Origin of the sequence: Sorangium sp. So ce362 (assembly GCF_051519845.1) — a bacterium.
Taxonomy (GTDB): Bacteria; Myxococcota_A; Polyangia; order Polyangiales; family Polyangiaceae; genus Sorangium.
Genome location: NZ_CP150332.1, coordinates 5,529,170 through 5,540,314 on the forward strand (window position 1 = coordinate 5,529,170; position 11,145 = coordinate 5,540,314).

Genomic DNA, 11,145 nt, shown 5'->3' on the forward strand with positions numbered 1-11,145 from the left:
ACCTCGAGCCGGGAGGCGTGGCGCGCAAGATGTATGATGAGGTGGCTGTCGTCGGTGGACATCGACCGGGCCTCGGCGGACATCGGCGAAGGGCTTGCTGGCCGTCTGACCGAGCAGAGCGTCCTTGCCGCCGGTCAACCCAGGAGCCCCCGCTCGGCCAGCCACAGCGTCGCGCCGGCGCGGCTGTAGACGCCGAGCTTGTCGTAGGCGTGGGCGACGTGATGCTGCACGGTCTTCGCCGAGATGCGAAGGACGGTGGCGATCTCGCGGTTGGTCTTGCCGGTCCCGACGAGCCGCAGCACCTCCAGCTCGCGCGCCGTGAGCGCCTTTCGCGGCCGAAGAAGCCGATCGTGCCGGGCACCGGAGCGATCGCTGCTCGGCGGGGCGCGTGGGACAGGATCGGTGGTGAGCAGATAGCCGTACGTCGTCCCACGTGCCCCCGTAAGCCGATGCGCCCAGACCGGGTTGGCGCAATAGATCTCCAGCATCTCCTTTGTGTACCCGACCACAAAATGCTCGAAATACGGGTGCCAGACGGGGAGGTCACGCACTCGAAATTCGATGCCGGAATCCTTCAGGGTCGCCTCGGAGCGGCTGTCCGTCTCGGCGAAGTACCGGTGCCAGATGTTCTGAGTGGTCGCGACCAGCGAGGAGATCTCGGGATCCTGGACGAAGCGCTGCAGCGGACCGTCGACGAGCGCCCAGCGGGCCGATTCGGCCCCGAGCTCGAAGAGCGCGTCCGTGCCATCGGAATAAAACCGCCGAACGAGCTCGTCGTGGAACGCGAGGAACTCGGGCAGCGGAACCAGGCTGCTGGCGGTGATCGGCTGCCTGAACCATGGGTTGGCCAGCGCCACGTCACGAAAGAAGCCGCGCCACGCATCCGAGCCGAATCTCCGGCTCACCAACGTCTTCCGCGTCAAGATTGTGGTTCCGCTGACCTTCATGGACCAGCCAATCGGCTCCTGCCACCGAACGACGAGGTCGCGCAGGCAGCAGCAAGGCAAAGGAGCACTTGCCAGTATGGCCGATCGGGGTGTCAGCGGTCAACGCGCGAGCTCGCTCATCATGTGGCGGCGCGCTCAAGATGCGACCTTGTATCAGGAGTAGATTATTTCAACAGCGCTAAAATCAGACGCTTCGCGCGTCGGGCGACGCGCCGTCATGCGAGTCGAAGCTCTTCTGCTGGATGTCCCAGCCGGTGCCGCAGAGGGGCACAGAGATGAGTGAAGCTCGTGGGCGCCCTTCCCGGAGAACGACAGACGTGAGCTATGGCATTGTGTATCGTTTCAGCACGGGCCAGCCGACCGCGGCGTTACCGGGGTCGTGGCCACCTCCCTGCTTCGTGCAGAGGGCCACTTCGACGCCGTCCCGGCAATTCGAATAAGTGGAGCAGCCCTGGCCATCTTCGGCCGAGGGCGAGCCGGTGCAGCCATTGATGTCGGCCCATTTCTGGAGGGTCGACTTCGCGCCGAGGAACGTGATGGGCATACCCCGCACCACCGCGGAGTGTCCACCGGCGTAGGGCACGACGGGATCCGACGTGCCTCGGAACGAGATCACGCTGATGGGACGCGCTGGCTCGCAACCGCCGATGTTCTCCTCCAGGAGATCGAAGGCGGCGGGCGCGACGGCCGCGAACACATCGGCCGCGTGGCAAGCGAGGTAGTGGGACATCCCGCCCCCCATGGAGAAGCCAACGGCGTAGATGCGCTTGGGGTCGATGCAGGCGGTCTCCTGGATCTGCGCCACCAGCGCCTTGGCGAACGCCACGTCGTCGGTGTTGGCCACGCAGCAGGGCCCCACGTTCCAGGCGCCGCCCGAGGGTCCGGACATCCCGCTCGGGAAGGCCATGATCACGCCTTCCGGGTCGGTCTGCGCCGGATAGGGCGAGCCCGATCGCTCCGACGGGCCAGAGCCGCCCAGTGGGTGGAAGTCCACCACGAGAGGCACCGGCTTGCTGCCGTCGTACGTGGCCGGCACGTGCAAGACGTAGCTCCGATTCTGGGAACCTACCGTCACCGTCTGGTTCGTGTCGCCAGCCCTCAACGCGGAGGACGGGCAGGTGATGCTCCCGGCTTCGCCGCCCGCGCCGCTGCCCCCCGTGCCAGCGCCACCGGTGCCAGCGCCACCGGTGCCAGCGCTGCCGGCGCCGCTCCCACCGGTGCCGTTGCCGCCGGTCGAGCTCGTCGTGCCACCGGCCCCGGTCGTCGTATCCGCAGACGCGGTGCTGCCACCGCTGCCCGAGGGACCCGCGCTTGTATTGCCGCTGGAGCCACCGCCGTCACCGCCGGCGGTGGTGCTCCCCTCGCCGTCGCTGCCGCAGCCCAAGAGGGCGATGCCTAGCGCGCCTGACAGCAGGATCTGCTTTGGCAAATTCGTTCGTCGGTTCATCATGAGTCAGCACCTTTGTTTGCCGGAGGCCGCGGACGCGATGACCTCTGGAGGGGTCGTGTCGAGGTTGCGAAACGTTGCCAAGCGGCCGCGCCTCCCTGCTCCCAGATCGCCATCTGTCCTCGCGTCACCCGATGCAGGTGACAGCAACGAGCTCATAGCCGAGACCGCTGGAGCGAGGCATAGGCTTACTGGCCTATACCTCGTGGTGCAGGCCCTGCTGCGCCCGCTCGAAGAAGCCGGGGGTCGCGCACCCTTGACGCCCTCGATCACTCTAGCATGCCCGGCGGCCGAGGCGTCGAGCGTCACTCGCCTCCGCGTCGTCTTGGCTGGCTCAGCGGACGCGGCGCCCGCTGCAGGATCTTGCGACAGATCTCCTCGGTTGCACGGGGAAACACGGCCAGCGCGGCGCAGGGCGGGGCAACGCCTGCCGGCGCTCGGCGGTCCCGGAGGTTGAAAGGACCCCTCGCTTGCACTACGCCAAGGCGAAACCACGGGGCGGTCTCCTCCGTGGACCTCCCTCGAGCCCGGCAGAATGGACGCATGATCGACGTACGCAAGCTCGGCGGGATCCTCGCAGCCGCCCTCCTCGTCGGCGCGTGCCGCGCCGCGCCCGACGCGCCGCCGCCGCCCCCGCCCGAGGTCAGCGTCATCGAGGTGAAGATGGAGCCCGTCACCCTCCGCGACGAGCTCCCCGGCCGCGTCGCTCCCCTCCGCCTGGCGCAGGTCCGCGCGCGCGTCGCGGGCATCGTCCTGAAGCGCAGCTTCACCGAAGGGAGCGAGGTCAAGGAGGGACAGACCCTCTTCGTGATCGACCCAGCGCCCTTCAAGGCCGCCGTCGACAGCGCCCTCGCCGCCCTCGTCAAAGGGCAGGCCAACCTCGGCCAGGCCGAGGCGCGAGCGAAGCGCTCGAGCGCGCTCGTGCGAGAGGGGCTGGTCAGCGGCGAGGCGCATGACGACGCGATGGCGGCGCAGGCCGTGGCCCACGCCGAGATCGCCCAGGCGCGCTCGGCGCTCGCGCTGGCCCGCCTGAACCTCGGTTACGCGACCGTAACCGCCCCGATCAGCGGCAGGATCGGCGGGGCGCTCGTCACCGAAGGCGCGCTCGTCGGCCAGGCCGAGGCGACGCCGCTCGCCGTCATCCAGCAGATCGACGCGGTGCATGTCGACATCAAGCAGCCCGCCGCGCAGCTCACGCGCCTGCGCCGCGCCGCGCTGGACGGCGCGCCCCAGGGCGAGGCGGGCAAGCATGCCGCGATCCTCGTGCTCGATGACGGGGGCGAGTACCCCGAGGAGGGCGAGCTGCTCTTCTCTGACATCAGCGTCGATCCCGGCACCGGCGAGGTGACGCTGCGCGCGCGCTTCCCGAACCCGAGCCGCCTGCTCTTGCCCGGCATGTTCGTGCGCGTGAAGCTCGCCAAGCACGTCGATCAGGCGGCCCTCGCGGTGCCGCAGCAAGCGGTCGGGCGCGACGGCGGTGGCAACGCGACGGTCCTCGTCGTCCAGCCCGACGGCAAGACGTCCGTGCGCCACATCCAGACGGGCGGCGTCGATCGCGATCGCTACATCGTCACCTCCGGCCTCGACGCCGGCGACAAGGTCGTGGTCGAAGGCCACCAGAAGGTCGCCCCGGGCGCCGCGGTCCGCGCCGTCCCCTTCACGCCCGCGCCCGCGGCCTCGGCGAACGCGCCCCCGCCCGCGGCCTCGGCGGCGCGCTGACGCCGACGGAGCAGATCGAGGCCAGCATGTCGCGCTTCTTCATCGACAGGCCCATCTTCGCGGTGGTCATCGCGATGTTCATCGCGCTCCTCGGGGCGATCGCGCTGCCGCGGCTCCCCGTGACGCAGTATCCATCGGTCGCGCCGCCGACCGTCTCCATCTATGCGAGCTACCCTGGCGCGACGCCGCAGACGCTCGACCAGAGCGTCGTCAGCCTGATCGAGCGCGAGCTGAGCAGCGCCAAGCGCCTGCTCTACTTCCAGTCGTCGAGCGACACCTCCGGGACGGCCCAGATCACCGCGACCTTCCTGCCCGGCACCGACCCCGATCTCGCGCAGATCGACGTCCAGAACCGGCTCAAGGCGGTCGAGCCCCGCCTGCCGGCAGCCGTGAGGCAATACGGCCTCTTCGTCGAGGCCTCGACGTCGAGCTTCCTGATGATCGTCAGCCTGTCGTCGCGCGACGGCAGCCTGAGCCCCACCGCGCTCGGCGACCTCCTCGCCCGCTCCATCATCGACGAGATCAAGCGGGTCCCGGGCGTCGGGCGCGTGCAGCTCTGGACCAGCGAGCGCGCGATGCGGATCTGGATCGATCCGACCAAGCTCGCGGCGCTCGCGCTCTCGCCCGCCGACGTGTCGGCCGCCATCGCCGCGCAGAACGTCCAGTTCGCGTCGGGCCGCATCGGCGACCTGCCGAGCCCGCCGGCGCAGCAGATCAGCGCCACGCTGATCGCCGAGGGGCAGCTCGCGACGCCCGAGGATTTCGGGGCGATCGTCCTCCGCGCGAAGCCCGACGGGTCGCGCGTGCTCCTCCGCGACGTCGCGACGATCGAGATCGGCGCGCAGAACATGGCGTCGTCGTCGCGGAGCAACGGCAAGCCCGACGCCGCGATCGGCATCCAGCTCGCGAACGGCGCGAACGCGATGAAGACCTCCGACCTCGTGCGCGCCCGCATGGCGGAGCTCGCGCGGGGCCTGCCGCCCAACGTGACCTACAGCGTGCCGTACGACACGGCGCCCTTCGTCAGGATCTCGGTCCACAAGGTGATCGAGACCCTGGTCGAGGCCATGGTGCTCGTGTTCGTGGTGATGTTCCTGTTCCTGCAGAACATCCGCTACACGCTCATCCCGGCGATCGTGGTGCCGCTCGCGCTGCTCGGCACGTGCGCGGTGATGCTCCTCGCCGGCGCGTCGATCAACATGCTGAGCCTGTTCGGGATGGTGCTCGCGATCGGCATCATCGTCGACGACGCGATCGTCGTGGTCGAGAACGTCGAGCGGCTGATGACCGAGGAGGGGCTGTCCCCGCGCGAGGCGACGCGGAAGGCGATGGCGGAGATCTCGGGCGCCGTCGTCGGCATCACGCTCGTGCTCTCGGCGGTGTTCGTGCCGATGGCGTTCGCGTCGGGCTCGGTGGGCGCGATCTACCGGCAGTTCTCGATGTCGATGGCGGTCTCGATCCTGTTCTCGGCGTTCCTGGCGCTGACGCTGACGCCGGCGCTCTGCGTGGTCCTGCTCAAGCCCGTCCCCGCCGGCCACGCGAGGCGCCGCGGCGCGCTCGGCTGGTTCAACGCCGGCTTCGAGCGGCTCACCTCCGGATACCGGCGGTGGGTCGCGGGCGCGCTCGACAGGCGCGCTCGGATGCTCCTCGGGTTCGCGATCCTCGTCGCGACGCTCGGCCTGCTCTACGCCCGGCTGCCGACCGCCTTCTTGCCGGAGGAGGATCAGGGGCTCGTGATCGTCGACGTGCAGCTCCCGCCCGAGGCCACGCAGCACCGCACGCTGAAGGCGGTCGAGCAGGTGGAGGCGCACTACCTCGGCCGCCCCGCGATCGGCGGCGTGGCGTCCTTCCCGGGTTTCGGCTTCTCGGGGTCGGGACAGAACGTGGCGATGATCTTCCTGACGATGAAGGACTGGGGCGAGCGCCCGGACGGCGCGACGGCCCAGTCGGAGGTCGCGCTGGCGAACGAGAAGCTCAGCCAGATCCGCGACGGCATGGTGTTCAGCCTGGTGCCGCCGCCGATCATGGAGCTCAGCAGCACCTCGGGCTTCAGCCTGAAGCTGCAGGACCGGGGCGGGCGCGGGAACGCGGCGCTCGTGGCGGCGCAGCAGCGGCTCATCGAGCTCGCCGCGGGGAGCCCGGTCGTCGCGCAGGTGCGCGCCGAGGCGCAGGCCGACGCCGCGCAGATCCGGCTGCGGATCGACCGCCAGAAGGCGAGCGCGCTCGGCGTGAGCTTCGAGCGCGCGGCCGCGGTGCTGTCGACGGCGCTGAGCCCGACCTACGTGAACGATTTCCCCAACCAGGGGCGGCTCCAGCAGGTGATCGTGCAGGCCCACGCGCCGAGCCGGATGCAGATCGAGGACGTGCTGAGGCTGTCCGTGCCCAACGACGCCGGTCAGATGGTGCCGCTCTCCGCGTTCACGACGGCGGCGTGGGAGCGCGGCCCGCTCCAGCTCGCGCGCTTCAACGGGTTTCCGGCCACCGGGATCAGCGGCGCGCCGGCGCCCGGCCGGAGCAGCGGCGAGGCGATGGCCGAGATCGAGCGCCTGGCCGCGCAGCTGCCGCCCGGGTTCGGGGTGGAGTGGACAGGGCAGTCGTACCAGGAGCGGCTGTCGGGGGCCGAGGCGCCGGCGCTGCTCGCGCTGTCGCTGGTCGTGGTGTTCCTGGTGCTGGCGGCGCTCTACGAGAGCTTTGCGATCCCGCTCTCGGTGATGCTCGTGGTGCCGCTCGGGGTGGTGGGCGCGGTGCTCGCCATGACGGTGCGCGGGCTGCCGAACGACGTGTTCTTCAAGGTCGGGCTGATCACCATCCTGGGGCTGTCGGCGAAGAACGCGATCCTGATCATCGAGTTCGCGAAGAGCCTGCGCGAGCAGGGCAAGAGCGTGCGGGAGGCGGCGATCGAGGCGGCGCGGCTGCGCTTCCGGCCGATCCTGATGACCTCGCTGGCGTTCATCCTGGGCGTGATGCCCCTTGTGTTCGCGAGGAACGCGGGCTCGGCCACGCAGCACGCCATCGGGACGGGGGTGTTCGGCGGCATGCTCACCGCGACGATCTTCAGCGTCTTCTTCGCGCCGCTGTTCTTCGCGCTGGTCAGCCGCCCGCGGCGCGGGAGGGCAGCGCTCAGCGGCTCCGCAACGCCTCCTTCAGGTGGTCCGCCATCGTGAGCACGAACGATCGCCGTGGCAGGCTGGCGTGGTGAGGAGCGGCGAATCCTCGTCGAGGAGCTGCCCCAGCACGGAGTTCCGCTTGGCGAAGGCCAGCATGCGCCGCTCCATCCAGCCGGCGATCCCCGAGATCTCCTGGCCCAGCCTCGCCCGCTCCGCACGCTGGGAGGCCAGACGCACGAACATCTCGTCCATCGCGTGGGGGGCGAAGCCACCCCAGATCTCGATGAAGCTCCGCACCTTCCGGTACAACAGGCGGAGAGCGCCGTGGCCATAGGCCACGCCGCCCGCGCCGTGCACGCAGAAGAACGGCGGGTCGCTGCCCGCCTTCTGCACCGGCACGAGCGCCGCGCTCGCCTCCCCCGAGGGCACAAGCGGAGCCTTCTCTCGCACGAACCGGGCGAGCGCGGCCACCGTCGGCGTGGTGAAGAAGACGATCAGCGGGAAGGAGCGGCCGAACGCGTCCTGGACCTCACGGGTCAGGGCAGAGAGGGAGTTGCCGCCCAGATCGAAGCAATTGTCCTCCGTGCCCACCGGGCGGACGCTGAGCTGGGCCTCCATCATCTGGCAGATCTTCCGCTCCATCTCGTCGCGCGGGGCCTTGTACGGCACCGAGAGCTCTGGCCGCTCCGCCTCGGGCGGGGGCAGCGATGACAAGCCGGATACCGGCATCTTTCTGGATATACCGCAGGTGCTCCACCGGGTAGTCCGGATCCATCGGCACGTAGGAGCCACCCGAGAGCATGACGCCGAGCGTGGCCGCGACCATCTCGTTGGAGCGGCTGAGCAGGATGCCCACGGGCATCTCCCGGGTGACGCCGCGCGCCCGGAAACTGCACCCGTCTCCAGAATACCACACCTGACTGTCGTATCACGCCAAAGACTTGTCAGGTCGGGATCAGCGCGCGCGTCAGCTGCTCGGTGACTTCGTCCAGCAGCTCGGTGCGCGCGCCGTGGAGGAAGAAATGGTCGCCCGGGAACATCCGGAGCGAGAAGTCGCCGCGGGTCTGCCGGCACCATGCGGCGATCTCGGCTTCGGTCGCCGTCTCGTCGTCTCGCCCGCCGAAGGCGGAAACTCGGCAATCGAGCGGCTCCTCCGGCTCGTAGGTCGCTGTCTCCAGCACCGAAAAATCGGCCCGCAAGGTGGGCAGATAGAGCTTCAGCAGCTCAGGCTCCCGGCGAATGGTCTCCGGGACGCCCTGGTAGCGGCGCGCGAGAAGATCCAGGAATTCGTCGTCGGACAATGCGTGAAGAGGCTCATGGCGAGGCGGCAGCTGGGGCGCCGGGCGCGCCGAGACGAACAGATGCGCCGGCCCCGCCCGGCGCTCCCTGCGCAGCTGGCGCGCCAGCTCAAAGGCGATGAGCGCGCCCATGCTGTGCCCGAAGAACGCGAACGGCTCCGTCAAGCGCGGCGACAGCGCGGGCGAGAGCGCTCGCACCAGCGAGCGCAGCGTCGTGAGCGGAGGCTCCCGCAGGCGCGTCTCCCTGCCCGGCAGGCGAACGATGCTGCCCTCCACCCAGGGCGGCAGCGCCTCCGCCCAACCGTGATAGACCGAAGTACCAGCCCCGGCATAGGGGAAAAACAGGAGCTGTACCAGCGCCTCGGGCGCCGGCCTCGGCGAGACGAGCCACCGGTCCGCGGATTCGAGGGGCCTCACCGGTCAAGCCCGCGCCGAGGCCCTGCCCAAGGAGCGGCACCCCTCCGGGCCTGGTACGAAGAGAGCCACAGGAAGGCGAGAAGAGAGGAAGAGCAGACGAATGAACATCTGAAATTTTCCACCTTCCTGTTCAACCTCTCGCGTCAAATGAGGATGAGCCCCGCGTCAGCTAGGGCGCAGGGTCGCCCTTGCACTCCAGCTCGCTGCTGAGGATCCTTATCGGATTGCACTGGCTCGTGGCCATATCACAGACGAACGACTGGCACTCGATATGGCTCCCGCAGGCTTCTCCGCCCGCCTTCGGGGCCGTGCAGAGCCCGGCCGTCGGATCGCAATAGCTATCGAGCCCGCACACGAGGGGGTTGCTGCTGCAATCTTCCCCCACGGCCGCCGCCTTCTCGCAGGTGCCCTCCGTCGTCTCCGCGTCGGCGTCGCAGTAGAGGCCGCCGGTGCAGTAGCTGTCCAGCGAGGTGGTCGAGCACGCCGCGCCTTCCGCCAGGAAGCGCACGACGGAACATATGCCCTCATTGCAGCCGATCGCCTCGTCCTCCACCGCCGAAGTGGCGCACTGCGATCGCCTCTCGCAGGTCTCCCCCAGCGCGCGCTGGTCGGTGAAGATGCGGCAGATCTTGAACTCCTCCAGGAACGTGTACAGGTCGCTCAGCGTGAGGAAGCACTGCTCGCCGTACGGCTTGAGCATGGCGAAGCACGGGGCGATGTTCTCCGGGTGGAACGTCATCGTACCCGCCTTGACCTCGGCCACGTTCGCCTCGCACTCCGTCCGCTCGCGCGCCTCGCAGCCTGCCTGATCGAAGCCGCTCCCCTTCTCGCAGCACTCCTTCCTCTCTTCGCACGTCGCGACAGGCAGCTTGGCACATACGTTATCGAGCGTATAGCCGTCCTCGCCCACCGTGGAGCCGCCGCTGCCGCCGCTGCCACCGCCATCATCATCTCCACAGCCAACTCCGAAGACAGAGGCCGCCGAGACGGCCAGGATCGAGACCAACCAGAAGGAGCGTGCACGATTGAGCATGAATTCACCTTGCGTAAACATGATTGAAATACAGCGATATCCTTGCGGTCGCCGGCCTCCGAGGGGCGGCGCCTTCCCGGCGCGCCCCCTCCTCAGTCAGCGAGCATAGTACCAGCTCATGGGGCCAGCCGTGGACGGCGCGGGCTCCGCGGAGAACGCCGCGCGCAGCGCGTCGAGCCTCGGCAGGGCGCCGAGCACGACGTCGAAGCTCAGGCCGAAATCGACGAGGCATGCAACCTCGTCGACGCCGATCCCCTTCAGGCTGCGTACGACCTCGATGCATTTGGGGAGCGTCCCCAGCAGCGACCGGCGCTCGTACATATCCTCGAACGCGAGCCGCGACAAGAGCTCTCTCTCCGATTCGCTGACTTCCTTGGAGGCACCTTGGAGGTTCGCATCCGTCTTCCTCTGTGTCAAGAACGTGCTCAAGTATTGCTTGACCGGCTCGGCGACGAGGCGGCGCACCTGCACGTCGTCGTCACCGACATAGGTATGCATCGCGACGGTGACAGTCCCCGAGGCGGGATCGAACCCGTGGGCCGCGAGCGATTCGCGATAGCTGGCGATGTTCGCCTTGAGCCGGTCGAAATTGTCGAGGAGCGAGAGGACGTTGGCGCCGAGCTCCCCCGCCTTGATCCAGATCTCCGGGTTGGTGCTGTGCACCAGCCAGATGGGCAGCTCGGGCTGGCAGGGCCTCGGATAGGTCTTGATCTTCAGCGGCTGGCCGTCGACGCCCGGGAGCTCGACCGCCTCCCCGCGCCACAGGGCGCGGATCGTCTCGACGCTCGCGAACGTGAGCTCCCTGCGGTTGCCGTAGTTCCCGGGGTAGAAGACGAAATCGCCGCGGTGCCACCCGGTCGCGACGCACAGCCCGACCCGGCCCTGCGAGAGCTGATCGACGAGCGCCCACTCCTCCACGATCCGCACCGGATGATGGTGCGGCACCACGACGCTGCCCGCGCGCAGCTCGAGGTTCGAGGTGACCGCGGCGAGCGCGGCGCTCAGGACCGAGGGGTTCGGGAAGCTGCCGCCGAACTCCTGGAAGTGCCGCTCCGGCGTCCAGATGGCGCGAAAGCCGTGCTCATCGATGTACCTGGCCACCTCGAGGATGAAGCGATACCGCTCCCCGAAGCTGGCGTTGTCGTTCGCGGCGAAGAAATAGACGCTGAAATCCATG

General features: G+C 69.0%; 8 protein-coding genes and 1 pseudogene. 2 read left to right on the forward strand and 7 right to left on the reverse strand.

Annotated elements, in window-relative coordinates:
- Nucleotides 1-134 precede the first annotated feature (134 nt).
- Both WMF17_RS21400 and WMF17_RS21405 read right to left on the reverse strand, forming a co-directional pair.
- Complete coding sequence (locus WMF17_RS21400) at nt 135-857, reverse strand: response regulator transcription factor (protein ID WP_437603938.1); 723 nt, start codon at nt 855-857, stop codon at nt 135-137.
- Between the two features lie 412 nt (nt 858-1,269).
- Nucleotides 1,270-2,397 carry an alpha/beta hydrolase family esterase gene (locus tag WMF17_RS21405; RefSeq protein WP_437650979.1) on the reverse strand — a complete coding sequence of 376 codons (1,128 nt, stop codon included), beginning with the start codon at nt 2,395-2,397 and terminating at the stop codon, nt 1,270-1,272.
- A gap of 540 nt (nt 2,398-2,937) precedes the next feature.
- Here WMF17_RS21405 and WMF17_RS21410 point away from each other — a divergent pair.
- Nucleotides 2,938-4,113: an efflux RND transporter periplasmic adaptor subunit gene (locus WMF17_RS21410; protein ID WP_437650981.1), complete on the forward strand. Its 1,176-nt coding sequence runs from the start codon at nt 2,938-2,940 to the stop codon at nt 4,111-4,113.
- Between the two features lie 26 nt (nt 4,114-4,139).
- Nucleotides 4,140-7,277, forward strand: a complete 3,138-nt coding sequence (locus tag WMF17_RS21415) for a multidrug efflux RND transporter permease subunit (RefSeq protein ID WP_437650983.1) — start codon at nt 4,140-4,142, stop codon at nt 7,275-7,277.
- Here WMF17_RS21415 and WMF17_RS21420 read toward each other — a convergent pair.
- From WMF17_RS21420 to WMF17_RS21440, 5 genes and pseudogenes are all read right to left on the reverse strand, one after another.
- Nucleotides 7,257-7,949 carry a phosphopantetheine-binding protein gene (locus WMF17_RS21420; protein WP_437650985.1) on the reverse strand — a complete coding sequence of 231 codons (693 nt, stop codon included), beginning with the start codon at nt 7,947-7,949 and terminating at the stop codon, nt 7,257-7,259. The two genes, WMF17_RS21415 and WMF17_RS21420, sit on opposite strands and share 21 nt — an antisense overlap.
- Before the next feature lie 19 nt (nt 7,950-7,968).
- A pseudogene (locus WMF17_RS21425) lies at nt 7,969-8,082 on the reverse strand (hypothetical protein); the annotation flags it as partial.
- Nucleotides 8,083-8,164: 82 nt separating this feature from the next.
- Entirely contained in the window at nt 8,165-8,935 is a 771-nt protein-coding gene (locus WMF17_RS21430) for a thioesterase II family protein (RefSeq protein WP_437650986.1), read from the reverse strand.
- 169 nt (nt 8,936-9,104) lie between these two features.
- On the reverse strand, nt 9,105-9,968 hold the full coding sequence (locus tag WMF17_RS21435) for a hypothetical protein (RefSeq protein ID WP_437603944.1): 864 nt from the start codon (nt 9,966-9,968) through the stop codon (nt 9,105-9,107).
- A 96-nt stretch (nt 9,969-10,064) separates the two neighbouring features.
- Nucleotides 10,065-11,144, reverse strand: coding sequence for a MupA/Atu3671 family FMN-dependent luciferase-like monooxygenase (locus WMF17_RS21440; RefSeq protein ID WP_437603945.1), 1,080 nt, complete (start codon nt 11,142-11,144; stop codon nt 10,065-10,067).
- Nucleotide 11,145: the final 1 nt, after the last annotated feature.

Excerpts from the sequence above, each read along its gene's own strand:
- WMF17_RS21435 (WP_437603944.1), bottom strand. The coding sequence starts at position 9,968 with ATGCTCAATCGTGCACGCTCCTTCTGGTTGGTCTCGATCCTGGCCGTC.
- WMF17_RS21405 (WP_437650979.1), bottom strand. The coding sequence starts at position 2,397 with ATGATGAACCGACGAACGAATTTGCCAAAGCAGATCCTGCTGTCAGGC.
- WMF17_RS21415 (WP_437650983.1), top strand. The coding sequence starts at position 4,140 with ATGTCGCGCTTCTTCATCGACAGGCCCATCTTCGCGGTGGTCATCGCG.
- WMF17_RS21440 (WP_437603945.1), bottom strand. The coding sequence starts at position 11,144 with ATGGATTTCAGCGTCTATTTCTTCGCCGCGAACGACAACGCCAGCTTC.
- WMF17_RS21420 (WP_437650985.1), bottom strand. The coding sequence starts at position 7,949 with ATGCCGGTATCCGGCTTGTCATCGCTGCCCCCGCCCGAGGCGGAGCGG.
- WMF17_RS21410 (WP_437650981.1), top strand. The coding sequence starts at position 2,938 with ATGATCGACGTACGCAAGCTCGGCGGGATCCTCGCAGCCGCCCTCCTC.